Below are 20,104 nucleotides of genomic sequence, written 5' to 3'. Positions count from 1 at the left end.
GTCGGTGGTGCGTTAGGTGCCAATGCCAATCTGCACGCGGGTGACGGTCGTGGACAACTGGTTTATGGCTGGGAGGAGGTCTTCGGCGGCATTGAGGATGAGGTCTTCGGCGGCACCGTTCGCAGCATGCGGACGGGGCCAGTTGCTCCGGGCCGGGGGTGTGCGGTCGAGCGGAGGTGCGCGGCCAGGACGGGTTGGCCCACGGCCTGCGCGCGGGCCGAGTTGGTAACGTCCCACAATCGGACCGTGCTGTCGCCGCCGCCGCTGGCCAGGGTGTGTCCGACGGGGCTGAAGGCCACCCGGCGCAGCCGGGCCTGGTCCACGTCGACGGCTCGCTCATAGCCGCAGGTGTCCCGCCCCACGGCGACCCGAACGGGCAGGACACTCAGAAGTCACGCGGCCCACCACTCACACCTGCTTCGGGTGGAACGTCGCGTGTGCGACGCATGCCGCGCCGGATCATTTAGTGATCGTTTATCGGGGCTCGGCAGGATGTGAAGTGTCGAGAAGGATCCTTCACAGGGGACGGTATGGCCAAGCTGTATCTGGAGAAGCTCAAGTGCGTCACGACTGAGGGCTGGAGCGGCTTCGATGAGCCGAGGCTTGTTGTCCAGGATCGCGGCACCGTGTGGAATGGCACGGTGCGGGGAGATCGGATGTTCACCGTCAAGTACGACTGCGACTTCACGGGGACGATCGCTGTCTCTCTCGGGGAGTCCGGCGTCTCGGATGGGGACGGCAGGCTCGGGGAGCAGTGGATTACGGATACGCCTGGTGAGCGCAGTCTGCGCTTCAGGGCGGATGGTGCTGAGTACAGGCTGCTGTATGCGGTGGAGTAGGCAGCTCGACCGGTAGCAGGGTGACGCCCGCCGACCCCGGATGGAGTCCTGGCGCGCAGAACGCAAGAAGCCCCCGTCCGGGGCTTCTTCGCCTCCGGCCCCGGTCGGGAGCTTCTGCGCGGGCACGCCTCCAGTGTCTTCTCCATCGCGTTGCCTTTGGCTGGAGTAACCCGCAGGTGGTACTGCCGTTTCACGGCGAACTGCCGGGCCACGTAGGTGCGATCGAAGCCTTTGTTGGCTGGGAGCCAGGAAGCGGCGTCCTTGCCGCCCTTGCCCAAGTTCGCCGGGCCGCAGACGCGGTGGCCCTCAAGGCCGCCGGGGGCTGCCCGGAGGTCCGTGAGGGCCCCGAGTTCCTCAACCGCAACGGCCGTACGTGGCTGACGTACTCGACCTGCGACACCGGTAAGCCGGACTACCAGCTGTGGATGCTGTCCCTGCCGGACAACGCCGACCCCCTGACGCCCGGCGACTGGCAGCAGCACCCGGGCCCGGTCTTCGGCCGCGACGACGCCAAGGGGGTCTACGGCCCCGGCCACCACGCCTTCTTCCGGTCGCCCGACGGTACGCAGGACTGGATCGTCCACCACGCCAAGTCGACCGCGGGTTACACCTACGACCTCCGCACGTCCCGGGCCCAGCCGATCGGCTGGCATGCGGACGGCAGCCCGGACCTGGGCCGGCCGTTCGCCCTGGGCGCGACGCAGGACCTGCCTGCGGGCGACCCGGGCAACGGAGCGTTGGCTGAGCATGCCCCACGCAAGGCAGTGCGGAGAGGCTTCGGGCTGGGACTGACACCGGGCGACTTCACTGTGATGGCCCGCGCCGACCGGCGGAACCGTCCGATCCGTGGTGAGGATGAGCGGGACAAGAGGGGGGAAGCGAAAGGGTCTGATCATGTTCCGTTCGATTTCTACGGTGCTGGCCGCTACCGCCCTCACCGGTCTACTGAGTACCGGCATAGCCAGTGCCGCGCCCGACCAGTCCCAGGCCCGTGCGGCCGTCACCCCGCAAGCGCAAGGCGGCCACGGAGGCGACGGCGTCGGCGGCGTTGGCGACGGCGGCCGTGACGTCGGCGTCGGTGTCGGCGGCGTCGATGCCCGTGCCACCGTCGGTGTCGGCGGCGTCGGCTCCAACGGAAACGAAGGCGTCGGCGTCGGCGGCCTGTGAGGTTCTCGCTGCTGTTCCTTCCCGGCACCCGCCTCGTGCGGGGGCCGGGATGGTTCGGCCGATGGCAGGTACAAAGTGAGTGACTCCCCGTGGTTCCCCGCCTCACCAGGTCGGCTCGTGTTGTCCGTCCCCGGAGCGGCCGTTGGCGTGGCCGGGGAAGAACCCGGGGCGGTCTCCGGTGCCGCTGAAGGTGATGACCCGTGCGCGCTCGATGACGTCGGGCGGCGGAGCCGCGTTCTCGACGACGACCACCTGTCCCGGGAAGTCGAGGAACGAGCGGTAGAGGTGGTCGATCACGTTAGGGGGATGCGATCGGCGTAGCAGTCCGGTTCTTCGTGGGTCACCAGAGGTGGGTCCATGACAGGGAATCCGAGGTGCGGGATCCGTCAGAAGTCCAGCGGCGACGGCCCGCCCGGCGCGGACGGCTACGGCCAGGCGGCCTGACCACCCATGCCGGTAGGACCACGATGACCGACTCCGCACCCTGACCCGTCCGGCCTGTGTCTGTATGGCGCCAGCCGCACGTGAGAACACCCATTCAGTCGATGACGGGGTGACTTCGACCGCACGCGACGGGTCCTGGTGAGGGTCGCCTACTTGCTCTGTAGTTTCCCCAGCGGGTCGGGGTTTTCCTCCAGTGCGGTGGCCGCCGCCTTCCAACTGGTGTCCTCGGGGTAGAGGGCGCTGCGCAGGAAGGCCGTGGTGAGTCGCTGGAGCAGGGCGACGCGGGCGGGACTCTCATCCGTCGTCTCGGCGACCTCGTATCCGGGGATCCCTCCGAGCGCGGTGGGCCGACCACTTCGTCGACTTCCTGGTCACCAAGCACGGCCTGGCCGCCGCGATGCAGGGGGACGGCACCGGCTTCGAGACGCTGCACGCCTACTTCCTCGACCGCCTCCTGCCGGTGTGCGCCCAACTCCTCGACGCTGCCGCCGCCTCCGGCGAGATCCGCTCCGACCTCGACGCCTACCAACTCATGCGCGGCATCGGAAACCTCTGCATCGGCGCCGACAGCGACCCCCGCTACGATGCACGCCGGCTGGTCGCGCTCCTCGTCGCAGGACTCCGCGAACCGCACTGACCGTGGCGCTCACCAATGACAGAGCCCTCGCCAATGACAGGGCCCTCGCATAAACGGTCCTTTGCCCGAGCGAGATTCAGGTTTCCTTTCTCCTCGCCACGTGCTTTGCCAACGCGGTGGCCGTCAATACGGGGAACACCTACGCATGGAAGCCGGTTGGCCAAGGCCGACGTCATTCCGCCGAGTCCCAAGTAGGGAAGTCGTGGCAGTGGCCGTGGCAGGCGGCGCCGAGACCCCGCCCCACCGGCGCTGATCCGCCCGCGCAAACGGCTCGAACATCTCCGCCGCGAAGTCCTCCAGATCACACCGGACCGCGGCCAACTCCCCACCCATCACGCCCGGTCAACGGCACGCCCGGTCAACGACACACCCGATCAAACGGACAGGCCACCGGCACATGTACCTGGCCAACCACCGCTAGGTGCGACACAACAGCGCAGCGTCGGGTCGAGTTGGTGCAGGCCGCGGGGTCCGTTCCTCCAGGTGGGCGGCATGGGGTGGTCCGGAACCGTTGACTTCCGGTTGGTTTCGTCACCGTTCCGCAACAGGCATGAACCGCATGAACTGCCCTGGCAGGTGCCCCGTACAGCCGGGTATGTGCGGCCGAGCGGCCGCGGCGATCCGAGACGAGAGAAGGAATCGACATGGCCGGCGGCAACATCAAGATCAGCCCGGACGAGATGCGGGAGGCGTCGACCTGGCTGCAGAACCAGAAGGAACTGATGCAGCAGAGCCTCCACGAGGCCAACACCAAGATGGACGAGATGGTCGAGGCCGCCTACGCCACCCCGGCTCCGAGACCAAGTTCCGTCCGTTCTGGGAGGAGTACAAGAACGGCACCGAGAAGGCGATCGAGGGCCTTCAGGGCGTCAGCGAGTTCATCAAGCAGGTCGCCGACGCGTTCGTCGACACCGACGACCAGACGGCCGGCTCCATCGGCTGAAGCGCCCCGCACCGTCCGGCCCCGCTCTCCCTGTGAGGGCGGGGCCGGACGCCGGAGCAGGAGAGGAGACATCGATGGGGCGCATCAGTGTTCCCGTGCAGGATCTGAAGGACACGGTCAAGGAGCTCCAGAACATCGGGGATCTGCTCGGGGACTCCGCGACGCTCTTCCACGCCGCGGGCGGCCGGAAGGACTTCAAGAGCTTCGCCGGCGACAGCAAACTCGCGCACGCCCTCGACGAGTTCGACAGGGCGTGGGGGGAGGGTCACGAGCGGGTTCGCGACAACGTGAAGACGTTCTCGGAGAACGTGGACACGATCTCCGAGAACTTCACGAAGACGGACGAGGACAGCGTCAACGCGCTGGAGAAATCGAAGAAGGACGCGTGACAGGAGACGTCGCGCGGAAGGGAAAGGCGTCATGACGCAACCGGTCACGGAGCGGCCCGAGGCCGCGCCCGACGGCCGGCGCGAGCAGCTGACCTGGGACGGCGAGGGCAACTGCCTGACCAGCACCGACGCCACAGGTGCCACCACCAGCTTCGAGTACACCCACTTCGATCAGACGGCGGCTCAGACCACGCCCGACGGTGTCCGCCACGCCTTCGCCTACGACGCCGAGCTCCGCCGCACCCAGGTCACCAACCCGCAAGGTCTGACCTGGGACTACACCTATGACGGCGCAGGCAACGTCATAGCGGAGTCCGACTTCGACGGGCGCGAAATCACCTACGAGCTGGACGGGTTGGGCCGGATCGCCTCCCACACCACTGCGCTGGGCCAGGAGATCACCTTCCGGTACAACTCCGTCGGCGAGCTGGTGGAGAAGAACACGGCCGGGGCGAGGACGTCGTACACCTACGACTCGGCCGGAGCACTCGTCCGAGCCGCCTCCCCCACCTCGACGGTGGAGCTCGAACGGGACCTCATGGGGCGGATCGTGGCCGAGACCGTCGACGGACGCACCACCCGCTTCACGTACGACATCCTCGGCCGCCGCACCTCCCGCACCACCCCTACCGGCGCTGTCACCGAACTCACCTACGACGGGAACGGCAACCGCGACGCCCTCACCGCCGACGGACACCGGCTGGACTTCACCCACGACGTCCTCGGGCGCGAACTGGCCCGCGTATGGGGCACAGCGACCTCCCGCGTGAGCGCGACGACCGCTTGGGACATGGCCGGCCGTTCGGTCGCCCACGCTCTCGTCACTCCGGGGCGCACCCTGCGCGAACGGTCCTACACCTACCGGGCCGACAACCACCTGATCGCCGTCGCGGACCGTGCGACGGGCAGGCGCCAGGACATGGAACTCGATCCGGTCGGCCGCCCGCTGTCGGTCACAAGCGACGGCTGGACCGAGTCCTACGCCTACGACCAGGCCGGCAACCAGACCGAGGCCACCTGGCCCGACAAGGCACGCCGGGCCGAGGCCCGCGGCTCCCGCACCTACACCGGCACGCGCATCCAGGCAGCGGGGGAGGTGCGCTACGAGCACGACGACGCGGGCCGCATGGTGCTGCGCCAGAAGCGCCGCCTGTCGAAGAAGCCCGACACCTGGCGCTACGAATGGGACGCGGAGGACCGCCTCACCGCCTGCACGTCCCCCGACGGCAACCGCTGGCACTACACGTACGACCCGATGGGGCGTCGCACCGCGAAGTACCGCATGGCCGAGGACGGCCGGACCACCGTCGAGGCCGTCCACTTCACCTGGGACGGTACCGCCCTCGCCGAACAGACCGACACCACCACCGGCGTCACCCTCACCTGGGACCACGACGGTCACCGCCCCCTCACCCAGCTCGAACGCAAGCCGAAGGGCCAGGGCGAAGCCGACTCCCGTTTCTTCGCCATCGTCACGGACCTCGTCGGCACCCCCACCGAACTCGTCGACGAACACGGCGACATCGCCTGGCGCTCCCGCACCACCATGTGGGGCACCACCGCACATCACCGCGACGCCACCGCCCTGACACCCTTCCGTTTCCCAGGGCAGTACGAAGACCGCGAAACCGGCCTCCATTACAACTACTTCCGTCACTACGACCCGGAGAGCGGCCGGTACACGGCACGCGATCCCCTGGGTCTGGCGCCCGCCCCCAACCCTGTGACGTACGTCGACAATCCGCAGGGTTGGAGCGACCCGCTGGGGCTGGCCCCCTGCAATGAAGCGGACATCACCTGGAACGGGAAGGTCAATTACGCAAAACTCGACACGCAGAAGCGCCCGAGGGGAGTAATTGCCAAAATCGACCAGGGCATGACGGGCGGCAAGACCAGGCCCAGGCCCGCGTCCGAACCGCCGGGCTGGCAGTCCGGAAAGAATCTCAATCGTGGCCATCTGCTCGGCGCCCAGATCGGCGGCTCGAACAAGAGCGTGCTGAACTTCGTCACCCTGCACCGTAATGCGAACGCGCCGGTCCATGTGCACTACGAAAACGCGATACGCAAGGCTGTCGACGCCGGAGAAAAGATCGAATACAAGGTGACACCCATATACAAGGGCAATAACCCCGTCCCGACGGGATTGGGCCTGACCGCCCGCGGGAACAACGGATTCCAGTTCACCCACCACAAGACCGGGGCTCTCGTGAACAAGGTGATCATCCCCAACAAACCCAAATAGCGCTTCCCGCTGCGTGGACGGCTGTCTTTGAGGATCGTGCCGGGTTGTGCAGCGGATTCTTCCCACGCGCTCCCTGGCGGATCGGATACTCCCCGGATTCTCCCCGGCCACCTCCACGATTACGGCCGGAATTGATCGGGGTGAGGGAGTGGGCGCGTACCGACTGCTGGGGGTCGGCCACGTCCCGGGGGTTACTGGATTCCTGGAGTTGGCGGCCGACCGGAAGCCGTCCGCGTAGCCGGCCTTCCTCACGAAGTGCGCGGGCGGCGGGTCGGCTTCTGCGCGGAACTGCGCTGGGTTTGGGTAATCACGATCGCCCACTTACCGCGCGGCATAAGGTGACCGCATGGAACAGGACGAACGGCTTCTCCACAGTTTGTCGTTCGGCGTGGCGGCGGCCGCATATGCCGAGCACCGCCCGGACTACGCGCAGGCCGCGGTGGGCTGGGCGCTCGGGCCCGTGCCCGGCCTGCGGGTGCTCGACCTCGGCGCCGGAACCGGCAAGCTGACCGCCACGCTGGTCGCGTCGGGCGCCGAAGTCATCGCTGTCGAGCCCGACCCGGAGATGCTGACCGAGCTGCGCCGCGCGCTGCCGGCTGTCCGTGCCCTGCCGGGTAGTGCCGAGGCGGTACCGCTGCCGGACGGGTCCGTCGATGCCGTGCTGGCCGGTAACGCCATGCACTGGTTCGACATGGCCGTGGCGGGACCCGAGATGGCCAGGGTCCTCGCACCCGGCGGCGTCCTGGCGGGCCTGTGGAACGTCGTCGACGACCGGGTCGACTGGGTCGCCGGACTGGAGCGGGTCGGCGGGAGCGCGGCCATCGGCCCGCGCGACACGCTCAGCAGCTGGCGCGCCGCGACAGCGGATATGCACCTTCCGAACATCGGCGTCGCCCGGTTCGGCTCGCCGGAGCAGGACGAGTTCCCGCACGGGCAGCGCCGCACGGCCGACTCCCTCGTCGCGACACTTGCGACGCGTGCGGGCATGCTGGTCATGCCGGAGCAGGAACAACAGGCCGTGCTCGGCCGGATCCGCGCTTTCCTCACGAGCAGACCGGAGACCGCCCGAGGCGAGTTCACCCTCCCGATGCTGACCGGCGTGCTGCGCGTCCGGCGGCTGTGAAAAAGACGTCACGGTTCTGTTCGAGCGCGGACGCGAGGAATGCCTTGGCGGCGTTGCGCCGTCGTACTCGGCCTGGTGCGCGGCCCGCGTCAGGGGGAGTCCGTGGTGACTGTCGTGCGGTGGCTCGGGCACTCATCTCCGGTCATCACGCTCGGTTACTATGCTCACTTCATGCCGGAGGCCGGAAGCAAAGGGCGAACCGCCGTTGACGGACTGCTCGGGCGCGAGGGGGGATCTGTATGCCGGTCGATTCTCCCCGGATTCTCCCCAGGGCTGATCGCGGGCGATTCCCGGGCATGCACCTCTTTGAGGCTGGCCGTGAAATCTAAGGAAGAAGACCCGTGGGGCCTGCGAAAGTGTTGAGGGAGGTCGTTGCGACCCGCTATGTCACGCCCTTGCGTGAGGGTGGGTCGCTCCCGGGGATCGTCGAGGGGGACGATCTCGGTACCTACATCATGAAGTTCACCGGCGCCGGGCAGGGGCGTAAGACGCTGGTTGCGGAGGTCGTCTGCGGGGAGCTGGGGCGACGGCTCGGGCTGCGGGTGCCGGAGCTGGTGCAGATGCAGCTCGATCCGGTCATCGGGCTGAGCGAGCCGGACCAGGAGGTCCAGGCGCTGCTGAAGGGCAGCGGGGGGCTGAACCTGGGCATGGACTACCTCCCGGGGTCGCTGGGGTTCGATCCGCTCGCCTTCGAGGTGGGTGCGCGCGAGGCGGGCCGGGTGGTGTGGTTCGACGCGCTGATCAATAACGTGGACCGGTCCTGGCGCAATCCCAATCTGCTGGTGTGGCACGGTGAGTTGTGGCTGATCGACCACGGTGCGGCGATGATCTGGCACCACAACTGGCCGACCGCGGAAAGGTCTTCGGCCCGGCCGTACGACGCTTCCGATCACGCGTTGGCGACGTTCGGTCCGGATGTCGCGGCGGCGGCCGAGGAGTTCGCCCCGCGGATCACCGAGGAGCTGCTGACCGAGATCGCCGCGGCCGTTCCCGATGAGTGGTTGGACGGTGAGCCCGGTTTCGACTCGCCGGACGAACTCCGCCGGGCGTACGTGCGCACGCTGCTGGCCCGGGCGCGGACCATCAGCGACCACATCACCGTCGGGGAACCGACAAAGGACAAGCCGTCGCAGGCACCGAAGTGGCTGGCGGGAAAGTTGCCGCGGAGGGCTGTGAAGTGAGCGGACTGCACAACGGGCGCGACGTCTTCGAGTACGCGCTGCTGAAGGTCGTCCCGCGGGTCGAGCGCGGGGAGATGATCAACGCGGGAGTGGTGGTGTACTGCCGTGCGCGGCGGTTCGTCGAGGCCCGTACGCACCTGGACGAGGCCCGGCTGCTGGCGCTGGACCCCACGGTGGACGTGGCCGGTGTACGGGCCGCGCTGTGCGCCGTGGAGGGCATCTGCGAGGGCGGCGCGCGGGCCGGGCAGGCGGCGGGGGAGGACCCGGGACAGCGCTTCCGCTGGCTGATCGCGCCGCGCAGCACCATCGTGCAGCCGGGCCCGGTGCACACCGGGCTTACCGCCGATCCCACGGTGGAGGCGGAGCGGCTGCTGGAGTTGCTGGTGCGGTGAGCGTGGGATGAGCACGCGGTGCGCGGGGCGGGTTTCCTGAGGGGGCCCGCCCCGCGCGCTGTTTGCGGCCGGTGTGCGGTGGTGGGGCGTTGACAGGGGGTGGCCGGGCTTCTAGCGTCAGCTCTGCTGAGGCTACTAAGCGGTTGCTCACCCGGATCGGGGGCCGACCGCCGGTCCAGGCGTTCGAGGTTTCGACGATCGAGGGTGAGGAGAACCCCCATGTCCACCACCGAGCAGCGTGTTGCCATCGTGACGGGCGCGGCCCGTGGCATCGGCGCGGCCACCGCCGTCCGCCTGGCCACCGAGGGCCGTGCCGTTGCCGTACTCGACCTCGACGAGGCGGCCTGCAAGGACACCGTCGAAAAGATCACCGCGGCCGGCGGCAAGGCCCTCGCGGTCGGCTGTGACGTCTCGGACAGCGACCAGGTGGCGGCCGCGGTCGAGCGGGTCGCGGCGGAGCTCGGCGCACCCACCGTCCTCGTCAACAACGCGGGCGTGCTCCGCGACAACCTGCTGTTCAAGATGAGCGACAGCGACTGGGACACCGTCATGAACGTGCACCTGCGCGGCGCGTTCCTGATGTCGCGGGCCTGTCAGAAGCACATGGTGGACGCCACGTTCGGGCGGATCGTCAACCTCTCCTCCAGCTCGGCGCTCGGCAACCGCGGCCAGGTCAACTACTCGGCGGCCAAGGCCGGTCTCCAGGGCTTCACCAAGACCCTCGCCATCGAGCTCGGCAAGTTCGGCGTCACCGCGAACGCCGTCGCCCCCGGCTTCATCGCCACCGACATGACCGCCGCCACCGCCGAGCGGGTCGGGATGGAGTTCGAGGACTTCAAGACCGCGGCCGCCTCCCAGATCCCGGTGCAGCGCGTCGGCAACCCCGACGACATCGCCAACGCCGTCGCCTTCTTCACCGGAGAGGCGGCCGGGTTCGTCTCCGGCCAGGTCCTGTACGTCGCCGGCGGCCCGCTCTGCTGACCGCCGGACCGACCGTAGGAGCACAGGAGCAGGAGAACTCGATATGACAGTGCAGGACAGCGGGCTCCCCGAGCCCTCCGGCAAGGTGGCCCTGATCACCGGGGCCAGCCGCGGCATCGGGTACGGCATCGCCGAGGCCCTCATCGCCCGCGGCGACCGGGTCGTGATCACCGGACGCAACGAGGACGCCCTCAAGGAGGCCGCCGGGAAGCTGGGCGCCGACCGGGTGCTCACCGTCGCCGGCAAGGCACACGACGAGGCGCACCAGGCCGTCGCCGTCGAGCAGGCCATGGAGACCTTCGGCCGGATCGACTACCTGGTCAACAACGCCGGGACGAACCCGGTGTTCGGCCCGATCGCCGACCTCGACCTCAACGTGGCGCGCAAGGTCTTCGAGACCAACGTCGTCTCGGCGCTGGGCTTCGCGCAGCGCACCTGGCACGCCTGGCAGAAGGACCACGGCGGCGCGATCGTCAACATCGCGTCGATCGCCGGCGTCAGCCCCTCGCCGTTCATCGGCGCCTACGGGATCAGCAAGGCGGCGATGGTGAACCTGTCGCTCCAACTGGCCCACGAATTCGCCCCGGTGGTACGCGTCAACTCCATCGCCCCCGCGGTGATCAAGACCAAGTTCGCCGCGGCCCTCTACGAGGACCGCGAGGAGGAGGCGGCGGCCGGCTACCCGATGGGGCGGCTGGGCGTCCCGGAGGACATCGGCGGGGCCGCGGCCTTCCTGCTGTCCGACACGGCCGGCTGGGTCACCGGGCAGACGCTCGTCGTGGACGGCGGGCTGTTCCTGAACGCCGGGGTCTGACCGCCCGCGGGGCCGCCGGGTCGGGCGGCCCCTGACCGGGCTTGCCTTCGTGTGCGCTCCAAGAGGCAGAGTCCGTGGTGCCGGTCCCTTCAAGGAGCCGGCACCACTCGTATCGGCGGACCTGCCAGGGAGACATGCCATGCACTACCGCACGCTCGGCGGCGACGGGCCGCGGATCAGCGCCGTCTGCCTGGGCGCGATGCCGTTCGGCACCACTGTGGACGAGCGCACCTCGTTCGCCATCCTGGACCGCTTCGCCGAGGCCGGCGGGACGTTCGTCGACACCGCGAACAACTACGCCTGCTGGGTGCCCGGCGCGACCGGCGACGAGAGCGAGACCGTGCTCGGACGCTGGCTGCGCAGCCGCCGCGCGGGCGGCCGCACGGTGCTCGCCACCAAGGCCGGCGCCCGGCCCGACCCGGCCCGCGGCCCCCAGTGGCCCGCCAACGCCGAGGGCCTGGCCGCCGGCGCGCTGCGCACCGCCCTCGACGGCAGCCTGCGCCGCCTGGGCACCGACCGGGTGGACCTCTACTACGTACACGTCGAGGACCGCACCGTCCCGCTCGCCGAGACCGTCGAGGCGCTGGCCGGGCTCGTCCGGGACGGCCGGGTCGGCACCCTGGGGGCCAGCAACCACGCGACCTGGCGGCTCGCCGAGGCCCGGCAGCACGCCGCCGCGCACGGGCTGCCCGGCTTCCGCGCCGTACAGCAGCGGCACACCTACCTGCGGCCGCGTCCCGAGCCGTCGGCCGGCCTCCAGCGGGAGACCGACGAGGAACTCCTCGACTACGCGGCCGCGCACCCCGATCTGACCCTGCTCGGCTACTCGCCCCTGATGGAGGGCGCCTACACCCGCGCCGACAAGCCGCTCCCGGAGCGCTACGACCACCACGGGACGGTGGTCCGGATGCGGGTGCTGGCGGAGGTGGCGGCGGAGTGCGGGGCCACCGCGAACCAGGTGGTGCTGGCGTGGTTGATGGGCGGCCCGGTGCCGGTGGTGCCGGTGCTCGGGGTCAGCTCGGTGGCACAGCTGGACGAGTGTCTGGCCGCGCTGGACCTCACCCTGGACCCGTACCAGCGGGCCCGGCTGGACACCGCCTGAGGCGCCGGGGGATCCTGCCGTGCGCCCCGGCGGGCGGCCCGTGGCGGGGACTGTCAGTGGTCGCCGGTAGGTTCTTGCGATGAGAACGGAACGCACACCGGAGGTTGTTGACGTGGTCACCGACATGCTGCCCGAGTCCTGGCGCGAGGTCCTGGGCGAGGAGTTGGAGAAGCCCTACTTCAAGGAGCTGATCGACTTCGTCGAGCAGGAGCGGGCCGCCGGACCCGTCTACCCGCCCCGCGAGCAGGTCTTCGCGGCGCTGGACGCCACGCCCTACGACCAGGTCAAGGTGCTCATCCTCGGCCAGGACCCGTACCACGGCGCCGGCCAGGGCCACGGGCTGTGCTTCTCGGTGCAGCCCGGCGTCAAGACCCCGCCGTCGCTGCGGAACATCTACAAGGAGATGAAGGAGGAGCTCGGCCACCCGATTCCGGACAACGGCTATCTGATGCCCTGGGCCCAGCAGGGCGTCCTCCTGCTGAACGCCGTGCTCACGGTCCGCGGGGGCGAGGCCAACTCGCACAAGGGCAAGGGCTGGGAGAAGGTCACCGACGCGGTGATCCGCGCGGTCGCCTCCCGCCCGGACCCGGCCGTCTTCGTCCTCTGGGGCAACTACGCCAAGAAGAAGCTCCCGCTGATCGACGAGGAGCGGCACGCGGTGGTCCAGGGCGCGCACCCCTCCCCGCTCTCCGCGAAGAAGTTCTTCGGCTCCCACCCCTTCACCCAGATCAACGAAGCGATCGCCGCCCAGGGCCACGCCCCGATCGACTGGCGCGTCCCCGACCTGGGCTGACCGGACGCCCGGCGGGTCGCGCACACCGCGCGGAGCGTCCCCCCGGCGGTTAGCGTCGGGGGGAGCCGGTGGTGGCGAGCGAGGACGGGAAGTGCGCGGTGGCGGAGCAGCGGCGGGCGGCGGAGCCCGAGGACGGCGTGCCGACCCGACTCGGCCAGGCGATCATGCTGCACCGCGCCGGCGACCGCGAAGAGGCCCGCAACCGCCTCGCCGCGCTCTGGCAGGAGATCGGCCCGCGCGGCGACGCCTTCCACCGCTGCGCCCTCGCGCACTACATGGCCGACACCCAGGACGACCCCCGGGACGAACTGGACTGGGACCTGCGCGCCCTGGAGGCGGCGGAGGGCTTCGTCACGGAGCGGCCCGTACGCGCCCAGTCCACCGGCACCGGACCGGCCGGTGGCGCCGGCCACCGGCACCCGCTCGCCGCGCTCCGGGCGTTCTTCCCCGCACTCCACGTCAACCTCGCGGCCGACTACGCCGGACTCGACCGCCCGGCCGACGCCCGCGCCCAGCTGCGGCGGGCCCGCGCCTCGGTGCGTGCCCTCGCCGACGGCGAATACCGCCGGCGGCTCACGGACGCGATCGTCCGCCTGGAACTGCGGATCGAGGGCGCCGCGGGCTCCTCCCGGTAGGGGCGGTGCCGCACGGCCGCCGCCCCGCGGCTGGTCCGGGCCTCTCCGGCCGATCAGAGGCTGACAGCGGCTGACAGTGCTAGCTCCTCGGCAGCATCCCGTCGAGCAGTTCCGCGCAGGAGGCCCGTAGCGCGTCGCGGGTGGGCGGCGTGGCGTGGAACTGCCCCGCGACGCAGGAGAACAGCACCCCGTCGCACCAGGCCACCAGGCTCAACGCATGGCGTTCCGGCGCGGCGGAGCCGGCCGCCGTCAACAGCGCCACCACCGGCTCCAGGAAGGCCCGGCCGGCCCGGTCGTACACCTCTCGCAACTCCGGCCGGCGGGTGGCCTCCAGCGCCAGCTCGTAGCGGGCGATCAGCAGTGCGCGGTGGTGCGAGAGGTAGCGGTGCAGGGCGAGCGCGAGGGCGGCCGCCAGCGCCGCCGGGGCGGCGGCCGCCGGGTCCGTGACGCCCGGCATCTCACGCGGGGCGAGCACCGCCGCCTCGCGTTCGGCCAGCCGCCGCACCGCGGCCTCCAGGAGCGCCGCCCGGGTCCGCGCGAGGTTCGACGTCGAGCCCTGCGGCAGCCCGGCCGCCTCGTCGACGGCCCGGTGCGTCAGCCCGCGCATCCCGCGCTCGGCGAGTAGCTCCAGCGCGGTGTCGGCGATCAGCCGGTGCCGGGGGAGAGGGGCGGGGGACGCGGCGGCCTTTCGGGCGTTCATGCAGGTGAGCGTAGCGGGACCGGGCACTGGTGACTACGGCCGTAGTGCCGTGCACGGCCGTGCAACTACAGGTGTAGTCTCAGGTCGGGTCATCGGGAACTACAGGTGTAGTCACGTCTTGGGTGCACCGGCACCCGGCGGTGACAGGAGGGCGGCGACATGCAGCAGCGCACCGCGATCGTGATCGGCGGCGGGATCGGCGGGCTCACCGCCGCCGTGGCCCTGGACCGACGGGGCTGGCAGGTCACCGTCCTGGAACGGGCCGCCGCCCTGGAACCGGTGGGCGCGGGCATCGGGCTGGCCCCCAACGCCCAGCGCGCACTGGACACCATCGGCGTGGGCGACGCGGCCCGCGCCATGGCCTCCTGGCAACTGGCCGGCGAGATCCGCCGGCCCGACGGGCGGCTGCTGGCCCGTTCCGACAACGCGGCGGCCGTCCGGCGGTTCGGCGGACCGGTGGTGATCGCCCACCGCGCCGATCTGATCGCCCTGCTCGCCGACCGGCTGCCGGACACCGCGGTCCGCACCGGCGCCCCGGCCGCCCTCGTGGACCCCGGCGATCCGCTGCGCGCCGACCGGCCCGCCCGGGTACGGACCACTGCCCCGGACGGCGCGCCGACGGAGCTGACCGCGGACCTCGTGGTCGCCGCCGACGGCATCCACTCCGCCGTCCGCCGGACACTCTTCCCCGCCCACCCGGCGCCCCGCTACGCCGGCTTCACCACCTGGCGCTTCGTGGTGTCCGCCGCCGATGCCGCCGGACTCGCCGACCCCGGTACCGCGCACGAGACCTGGGGACCCGGTGGGCTGTGGGGCACCCTGCCGCTGCACGACGGGCGGATCTACGCGTACGCCACCGCGGCCGTTCCGCCCGGCGGTGGGCGGGACGGCGCCGACCAGCGTGCTGAGCTGCGGCGCCGGTTCGGCAGCTGGCACCGGCCCGTTCCGGAGCTGCTGGCCGCCGTCGACCCGGCCGCCGTCCTCCGCAACGACGTGCACGCCGCGGCCGCTCCGCCGCCCGCCTTCCACCGCGGCCGGGTCGCGCTGCTCGGCGACGCGGTGCACCCGATGACCCCCAACCTCGGGCAGGGCGGCTGCCAAGCCGTCGAGGACGCGGTGGTCCTCGCCCACGAGGCCGCGCCGGACGCCGCCCTGGCCACCGCGCTCGCCGCGTACACCCGGCAGCGGCTGCCCCGCACGATGGCCGTGGTCCGCCGGTCGGGGCGGATCGGTCGGCTCACCACCTGGCGGTCCCGCCCCGCCTGCGCCCTGCGCGGCGCCCTGGTCGCGGCCACCGCCCGGCTGGCCCCCGATCTGGCCCTGCGCGGTCTGGACGGGATCGCCGACTGGCGCCCGCCGGTCGCGCCGTAAGCTGCGGTGACCGGGGGCCCGGACGCCCCTGAGGGCCCGGGCACCGGGACCGCGGAACCAAGGGAGAAGTTGAGTGAAGGTCGGCTGTATCGGACTCGGAGACATCGCACGGAAGGCGTACCTCCCCGTGCTGGGCACGCAGCCCGGGATCGAGCTGCACCTGGCGACCCGCAACCCGGTCGCCCTGCAACAGGCCGGCGACACCTACCGGCTGACCGCACCGCAGCTCCACGCCGACCTGGACTCGTTGCTCGCCGCCGCCCCGGACGCCGTCTTCGTGCACGCCGCGACGGTCGCCCACCCGGAGATCGTGACCCGGCTGATCGAGGCCGGGGTGCCGACCTACGTGGACAAGCCGATCGCCTACGAGATCGCCGACACCCGGCGGATCATCGCCCTCGCCGAGCAGCGCGGGGTGGGCCTGGCCGTCGGCTTCAACCGCCGCTTCGCCCCCGGCTACGCGCAGTGCCGCGAGCACCCCCGCGAGCTGATCCTGCTGCAGAAGAACCGCACCGGGATGCCCGAGGACCCGCGCACGCTGGTCCTGGACGACTTCATCCACGTCGTCGACACCCTGCGGTTCCTCGCGCCGGGCGAGATCGAGCACATCGACGTCCGGGCCCGGATCCGGGACGGGCTGATGGACCAGGTGGTGCTTCAGCTGTCCGGCGACGGTTGCTCTCAAGCACGCAACGGGTTCACGGCGATCGGGATCATGAACCGCCGGAGCGGGTCGGCCGAAGAACGCCTCGAAGTGTCCGGACAGGACACCAAGCGCGAGGTCCTGAACCTCGCAGAGGTCATCGACCACAAGGGACAGCCCACCATCCGACGCCGCGGCGACTGGGAGCCGGTCGCCCGGCAGCGCGGCATCGAGCAAATCGTGCTCGCGTTCCTCGAATCGGTGCGGGCCGGCCAGGTGGTGAGCGCTGTTGACGCCCTGGAGACCCATGAACTCTGCGAGCACATCGTGCGCGAGGTGACGCAGGACGGCTGAGTGCCGGTGCCCCCGCCCGTCTTGGGAAGCGCTGGCCGAGCACCCGACCCGGACGAAGACGGCGTACGGGCACAGTGAGGCTCGGTGCAATACCGCGTCACCGGTACTGCGGGCGCCATTCGAAGAGCAGGATGGTCGCGTCGTCCCGCAGCTGGTTGCGCTGGTAGTCGAGGATGGCGTGGGTGAGCAGCCGCAGCACCTCGGCCGGGAGTTGGCCGGCGGCGGAGGAGCGGATGATGAATTCGGTGAACCGGTCGAGGCCGAACTCCGCACCGTCCGCGTCGCGAGCCTCCACGACACCGTCGGTGTAGAGCAGGACGCAGTCGCCCGGTTCCAGTGTTGTCTCGTGGACCTGCCGGGCTGCCGGGGCGAGGTGGCCGACCAGGCCGATCGGCGGCTGCGGGGGGCTGTCCAGCACGCCGTCGAGCACCCGCTTGGCACGGATCAGCAGCGGCGGCGGGTGACCGCAGTTGACCCATTGCAGCACCCCGGTGACGGCGTCGAGCCGGCACAGCACGCCGGTGCAGAAGTGGTCGGGCAGCCACTGGGCGAGCGCCTGGTCGACGGAGCCGACGACGTCGGCCAGGTCGCCGCCGCCGCGGCGGGCGTTCCGGGCCGCCGCCATGGCGACCGAGGTGGTCAGGCCGGAGACCAGATCGTGTCCCATGGAGTCGAGGATCATGGTGTGCAGCACGTTCTTGACCACCGAGTGGTCGTAGGCGTCGCCGGCGACGTCGTACGCCGGTTCCAGGACCGCGGTGGAGACGCATCTGCTGCTGCCGACGGTGTGGGGTGGCAGGAAGGCCCGCAGCATCTCGGTGGGCAACCGCATGGTGGCGGTGCGGGCGAGGCCGGCGAGCCAGTCGCTGTAGGCGCGCTTGGAGGTGATCAGCATGGCGAACAGATGGGCCAGCATCCGGCTGCGGCGCATCCGCGCCCCGTCGAGCGAGGCGGTCCGCAGCGCCAGCACGCCCAGCCGCTCCGCACCGTCGACCAGAGGCAGCCAGACGATCACGCCGTCGTCGGCCTCGGCCACCCGCGAGGAGACCGTGCGGTACGCCCAGCCGGCCGGCGAGCGGTCCACCGGCAGCGGTTCCGAGGATTCGTCGAGCGGGATGAGCAGCCGTTGTTGCAGGTCGACGAGGTAGATCAGCGCAGTGTCCAGGCCGAGGGCCGAGGCGCAGCGATTCGCCAGGGCGGGCAGTTCGAACGGCAGGGCCGTCTGCGCCTCGATGATCAGCGCTTCCAGCCGATTCTCGTCGACGGCCGTGTCGGGACCAGCGGACGCCTGCGGTAGGTCCGACACGGGGATCACCCCTTCCGTGCCCAGTCTCACACCGATCCCAACCTCTCACGCCAGGCATGATCGCGCCGGGCGCGGGCCGCTGCGACGGCGAGAGCGGCGGCCGGGGCGGTGAGCCGAGCTCGACCGGGCACACCTCGTGCCCCGGCCACCATCAGGGCCTGTCCGATGAGCGAGGCGTGGGGCCCCCGCGTTGGGGTGTGGTGGTGTGGAACGCGCCCGCTCGGACGGCACGCACCGGAAGCCGGGACCGCTGGTCACCGACGCCCTCGCGCAGGCCGCCGTCCGGTGCCGGCACCGGCTCCACCGGAGCGGCCGACACCGCGCCTCCTGCCGGCCCGCCCCGCTCCGGCCAGCCCGTAGGCGAGCAGCGCGGCGATCGCCCCGTAGAGCGTCCAGTCGCCCCACCGGGTGTACGGGCTGGTGCCGCGGGCCAGCGGCACCTCGTAGACGGCGGCCGCGCTGCGGTCGGTGCCCAGCCGTTCGCCGATCCGCTCGCCCCGCGGGCCGTACACCGCGCTGACTCCGGTGAGCGTGGCGTGCACCATGGGGCGCCAGGTCTCCGCGGCGCGCAGTGCGCCCAGGGAGGCGTGTTGGGCGGGCGCCCAGCTGTCCTGGAACGTCGCGGTCGAGGACTGGGCGACCAGCAGCTGTGCCCCGTCGGCGGCCAGATGACGGCTCATGTCCGGGAACGCCGTCTCGAAGCACACCAGCGGACCGACCCGCAGACCGGCCGCGGCGGGGATCGCCATCACCACCTGATGAGTGCCGCGCCGCCGGTCGCTGGTGGCGGCCTTGCCCACCTTCGTCGCCCAGCCCAGCACGGACCGGGCCGGTATGTACTCGCCGAACGGCACCAACCGCATCTTGGCGTAGCGGTCCCCGGTCGGGCCCTGCGGGCCGATGAGCACCGCGCTCTTGGAGATGCCCCTCCGGCCGGAGTCCGGTGCGTCGGCGTTCACCAGGAGGTCGGCGCCGGTGCGGCGGGACAGTGCGGCCAGTCGGGCGGCGAGCGCCGGATGGTCCGCCGGGTCCTGGTAGAGGCTGCTCTCGCCCCAGACGACCAGCCGCACCCCGCGGCCGGCCAACGCACCGGTGAGCGCCGCACTGCGGGCCAGCCGCTGGGTGGGTGTGCCGCCCGGGCCCGGCTGGACGACCGCGATCCGTACCGTCCCCGCGGGCCGGGGGACCGGCGCCCACAGCCAGGCCGCGGTGCCGCCCAGCACGCACACCAGCAGCCCGGCCACGGCGGGCAGCCGGGCCGGCGGGACGGCGATCAGCCCGGCCAGCGCGGTGTTCACCGCAACGATCAGCAGGCTCAGCAGCCACACCCCGCCGAGCGACGCCAGCCGCAGCGCGGGCGGCACCTGCCACTGGCTGGCGCCCAGCAGCCCCCACGGCCCGCCCAAGTACTCCCAGGACCGCACCAGTTCGACCATCAGCCAGCCGGACGGCACCAGCACCAGCGCGGCGGCGGCCCGCCCCGGACCCGGCGCCCCGCCCAGCAGCGCCCGCACCAACACCCCCCAAGGCGCCCACAGCGCACCCAGGAGCAGTGCCAGGACCAGGATGAAGACGTGCAGGCTCGGCAGCAGCCAGTGGTGCACCGCCAGCATGAACCCGGCGCCGCCCAGCCAGCCGTACAGCGCCGCCCGCCGGGTGGTCCGCGCCGACCGGACCAGCAGCAGCCACGGCACCAGTGCCACGTACGCCAGCCACCACCAGGACGGCGCGGGGAAGGTGAGGGCGGGCAGCGCACCGGCGAGCGCGGCGGCCGGGCCGCGCGTCCAGAGCGAGTCGGACCAGCGCGTCCGGTGGCCGAGCGGTATGTCCATACGGGCTCCCTGTCGCCGCGCCTGTCCCCTCGTCCGCCGAGGTGTCCCGTCGATATCTCTTGCCACGTTCAAGGGTTGTCAGGCGTCCCCGGCTCCCGCCACTTCTCGTGCACCCGTCCTGCCGTCCCACGGGCACCGGCCCCCGCCCTGCTGCGCGAACCGGAGGCGCTCGCCGTCCGGGCCCTCACCGCCCAGGGCGTGACACCGGAGGCCCTC

At 71.3% G+C, this 20,104-nt stretch carries 20 protein-coding genes and 3 pseudogenes; 17 read left to right on the top strand and 6 right to left on the bottom strand.

What is annotated here, in order from left to right; all coding sequences use genetic code 11:
- Positions 1–62: 62 nt before the first annotated feature.
- Entirely contained in the window at positions 63–299 is a 237-nt protein-coding gene (locus ACFVT2_RS24345; protein WP_390021428.1) for a WD40 repeat domain-containing protein, read from the bottom strand.
- A gap of 231 nt (positions 300–530) precedes the next feature.
- Between ACFVT2_RS24345 and ACFVT2_RS24340 the strand changes: the two genes are divergently transcribed.
- From ACFVT2_RS24340 to ACFVT2_RS24330, 3 genes and pseudogenes are all read left to right on the top strand, one after another.
- Positions 531–839 (top strand): hypothetical protein, encoded by a 309-nt coding sequence (locus tag ACFVT2_RS24340; protein ID WP_390021315.1) that lies wholly within the window; start codon positions 531–533, stop codon positions 837–839.
- A gap of 287 nt (positions 840–1,126) precedes the next feature.
- Positions 1,127–1,573 (top strand): annotated as a pseudogene (locus tag ACFVT2_RS24335) (family 43 glycosylhydrolase); the annotation flags it as partial.
- Positions 1,574–1,733: 160 nt separating this feature from the next.
- Entirely contained in the window at positions 1,734–2,006 is a 273-nt protein-coding gene (locus ACFVT2_RS24330; protein ID WP_390021439.1) for a hypothetical protein, read from the top strand.
- Positions 2,007–2,108: 102 nt separating this feature from the next.
- Here ACFVT2_RS24330 and ACFVT2_RS24325 read toward each other — a convergent pair whose 3' ends face one another.
- Positions 2,109–2,303, bottom strand: a complete 195-nt coding sequence (locus ACFVT2_RS24325) for a hypothetical protein (RefSeq protein WP_390021314.1) — start codon at positions 2,301–2,303, stop codon at positions 2,109–2,111.
- 296 nt (positions 2,304–2,599) lie between these two features.
- Positions 2,600–2,803: pseudogene (locus ACFVT2_RS24320) on the bottom strand (chlorophyllase); the annotation flags it as partial.
- Here ACFVT2_RS24320 and ACFVT2_RS24315 point away from each other — a divergent pair.
- The 12 genes and pseudogenes from ACFVT2_RS24315 to ACFVT2_RS24260 form a co-directional block, all read left to right on the top strand.
- Positions 2,791–3,087, top strand: a pseudogene (locus ACFVT2_RS24315) (TetR family transcriptional regulator); the annotation flags it as partial. The pseudogenes ACFVT2_RS24320 and ACFVT2_RS24315 overlap by 13 nt on opposite strands.
- Before the next feature lie 550 nt (positions 3,088–3,637).
- Positions 3,638–4,030: a hypothetical protein gene (locus ACFVT2_RS24310; RefSeq protein ID WP_390021312.1), complete on the top strand. Its 393-nt coding sequence runs from the start codon at positions 3,638–3,640 to the stop codon at positions 4,028–4,030.
- A gap of 74 nt (positions 4,031–4,104) precedes the next feature.
- Positions 4,105–4,419 (top strand): hypothetical protein, encoded by a 315-nt coding sequence (locus ACFVT2_RS24305; RefSeq protein ID WP_390021311.1) that lies wholly within the window; start codon positions 4,105–4,107, stop codon positions 4,417–4,419.
- Between the two features lie 31 nt (positions 4,420–4,450).
- On the top strand, positions 4,451–6,661 hold the full coding sequence (locus ACFVT2_RS24300; RefSeq protein WP_390021310.1) for a DNA/RNA non-specific endonuclease: 2,211 nt from the start codon (positions 4,451–4,453) through the stop codon (positions 6,659–6,661).
- 346 nt (positions 6,662–7,007) lie between these two features.
- On the top strand, positions 7,008–7,784 hold the full coding sequence (locus tag ACFVT2_RS24295; protein WP_390021308.1) for a class I SAM-dependent methyltransferase: 777 nt from the start codon (positions 7,008–7,010) through the stop codon (positions 7,782–7,784).
- Between the two features lie 356 nt (positions 7,785–8,140).
- Complete coding sequence (locus ACFVT2_RS24290; protein ID WP_390021427.1) at positions 8,141–8,965, top strand: HipA family kinase; 825 nt, start codon at positions 8,141–8,143, stop codon at positions 8,963–8,965.
- Entirely contained in the window at positions 8,962–9,357 is a 396-nt protein-coding gene (locus ACFVT2_RS24285) for a DUF3037 domain-containing protein (protein ID WP_390021307.1), read from the top strand. Before ACFVT2_RS24290 ends, ACFVT2_RS24285 begins: the two co-directional genes overlap by 4 nt.
- 219 nt (positions 9,358–9,576) lie before the next feature.
- The gene (fabG, locus tag ACFVT2_RS24280; RefSeq protein ID WP_390021305.1) at positions 9,577–10,338 is read left to right on the top strand and encodes a 3-oxoacyl-ACP reductase FabG; all 762 of its coding nucleotides are present in this window, start codon (positions 9,577–9,579) and stop codon (positions 10,336–10,338) included.
- A gap of 43 nt (positions 10,339–10,381) precedes the next feature.
- Positions 10,382–11,152, top strand: a complete 771-nt coding sequence (locus tag ACFVT2_RS24275) for an SDR family oxidoreductase (protein WP_390021304.1) — start codon at positions 10,382–10,384, stop codon at positions 11,150–11,152.
- A 139-nt stretch (positions 11,153–11,291) separates the two neighbouring features.
- A complete protein-coding gene (locus ACFVT2_RS24270) occupies positions 11,292–12,254 on the top strand; it encodes an aldo/keto reductase (protein WP_390021302.1) in 963 nt (320 codons plus the stop codon).
- Between the two features lie 79 nt (positions 12,255–12,333).
- Entirely contained in the window at positions 12,334–13,047 is a 714-nt protein-coding gene (locus ACFVT2_RS24265; RefSeq protein ID WP_390021300.1) for a uracil-DNA glycosylase, read from the top strand.
- Positions 13,048–13,115: 68 nt separating this feature from the next.
- The gene (locus tag ACFVT2_RS24260) at positions 13,116–13,682 is read left to right on the top strand and encodes a hypothetical protein (protein WP_390021299.1); all 567 of its coding nucleotides are present in this window, start codon (positions 13,116–13,118) and stop codon (positions 13,680–13,682) included.
- 79 nt (positions 13,683–13,761) lie between these two features.
- On the opposite strand, the gene ACFVT2_RS24255 is transcribed toward ACFVT2_RS24260, so the two are convergent.
- Positions 13,762–14,382, bottom strand: coding sequence for a TetR/AcrR family transcriptional regulator (locus tag ACFVT2_RS24255; protein WP_390021298.1), 621 nt, complete (start codon positions 14,380–14,382; stop codon positions 13,762–13,764).
- 159 nt (positions 14,383–14,541) lie between these two features.
- Here ACFVT2_RS24255 and ACFVT2_RS24250 point away from each other — a divergent pair, with 159 nt between their 5' ends.
- On the top strand, positions 14,542–15,753 hold the full coding sequence (locus tag ACFVT2_RS24250; RefSeq protein WP_390021297.1) for an FAD-dependent monooxygenase: 1,212 nt from the start codon (positions 14,542–14,544) through the stop codon (positions 15,751–15,753).
- Between the two features lie 73 nt (positions 15,754–15,826).
- Positions 15,827–16,750 (top strand): Gfo/Idh/MocA family protein, encoded by a 924-nt coding sequence (locus ACFVT2_RS24245; protein WP_390021295.1) that lies wholly within the window; start codon positions 15,827–15,829, stop codon positions 16,748–16,750.
- A gap of 97 nt (positions 16,751–16,847) precedes the next feature.
- Here ACFVT2_RS24245 and ACFVT2_RS24240 read toward each other — a convergent pair whose 3' ends face one another.
- The gene (locus ACFVT2_RS24240; RefSeq protein WP_390021294.1) at positions 16,848–18,056 is read right to left on the bottom strand and encodes a PP2C family protein-serine/threonine phosphatase; all 1,209 of its coding nucleotides are present in this window, start codon (positions 18,054–18,056) and stop codon (positions 16,848–16,850) included.
- 254 nt (positions 18,057–18,310) lie between these two features.
- Positions 18,311–19,888, bottom strand: coding sequence for an apolipoprotein N-acyltransferase (gene lnt, locus ACFVT2_RS24235; protein ID WP_390021292.1), 1,578 nt, complete (start codon positions 19,886–19,888; stop codon positions 18,311–18,313).
- Positions 19,889–20,104 lie beyond the last annotated feature (216 nt).

It is taken from the genome of Streptomyces sp. NPDC058000 (assembly GCF_042886435.1).
In the GTDB taxonomy this organism is placed as follows: domain Bacteria; phylum Actinomycetota; class Actinomycetes; order Streptomycetales; family Streptomycetaceae; genus Streptomyces.
Note: the sequence above shows the minus strand (reverse complement) of the source record. Positions and strands in the feature narration are given on the sequence as shown.

What these genes read in the sequence shown, in the direction of transcription:
- ACFVT2_RS24270 (WP_390021302.1), top strand. Translation starts at nt 11,292, where the DNA reads ATGCACTACCGCACGCTCGGCGGCGACGGGCCGCGGATCAGCGCCGTC.
- lnt (WP_390021292.1), bottom strand. Translation starts at nt 19,888, where the DNA reads ATGGACATACCGCTCGGCCACCGGACGCGCTGGTCCGACTCGCTCTGG.
- fabG (WP_390021305.1), top strand. Translation starts at nt 9,577, where the DNA reads ATGTCCACCACCGAGCAGCGTGTTGCCATCGTGACGGGCGCGGCCCGT.
- ACFVT2_RS24250 (WP_390021297.1), top strand. Translation starts at nt 14,542, where the DNA reads ATGCAGCAGCGCACCGCGATCGTGATCGGCGGCGGGATCGGCGGGCTC.
- ACFVT2_RS24295 (WP_390021308.1), top strand. Translation starts at nt 7,008, where the DNA reads ATGGAACAGGACGAACGGCTTCTCCACAGTTTGTCGTTCGGCGTGGCG.
- ACFVT2_RS24265 (WP_390021300.1), top strand. Translation starts at nt 12,334, where the DNA reads ATGAGAACGGAACGCACACCGGAGGTTGTTGACGTGGTCACCGACATG.
- ACFVT2_RS24275 (WP_390021304.1), top strand. Translation starts at nt 10,382, where the DNA reads ATGACAGTGCAGGACAGCGGGCTCCCCGAGCCCTCCGGCAAGGTGGCC.
- ACFVT2_RS24330 (WP_390021439.1), top strand. Translation starts at nt 1,734, where the DNA reads ATGTTCCGTTCGATTTCTACGGTGCTGGCCGCTACCGCCCTCACCGGT.
- ACFVT2_RS24340 (WP_390021315.1), top strand. Translation starts at nt 531, where the DNA reads ATGGCCAAGCTGTATCTGGAGAAGCTCAAGTGCGTCACGACTGAGGGC.
- ACFVT2_RS24300 (WP_390021310.1), top strand. Translation starts at nt 4,451, where the DNA reads ATGACGCAACCGGTCACGGAGCGGCCCGAGGCCGCGCCCGACGGCCGG.
- ACFVT2_RS24305 (WP_390021311.1), top strand. Translation starts at nt 4,105, where the DNA reads ATGGGGCGCATCAGTGTTCCCGTGCAGGATCTGAAGGACACGGTCAAG.
- ACFVT2_RS24255 (WP_390021298.1), bottom strand. Translation starts at nt 14,382, where the DNA reads ATGAACGCCCGAAAGGCCGCCGCGTCCCCCGCCCCTCTCCCCCGGCAC.
- ACFVT2_RS24310 (WP_390021312.1), top strand. Translation starts at nt 3,638, where the DNA reads ATGAACCGCATGAACTGCCCTGGCAGGTGCCCCGTACAGCCGGGTATG.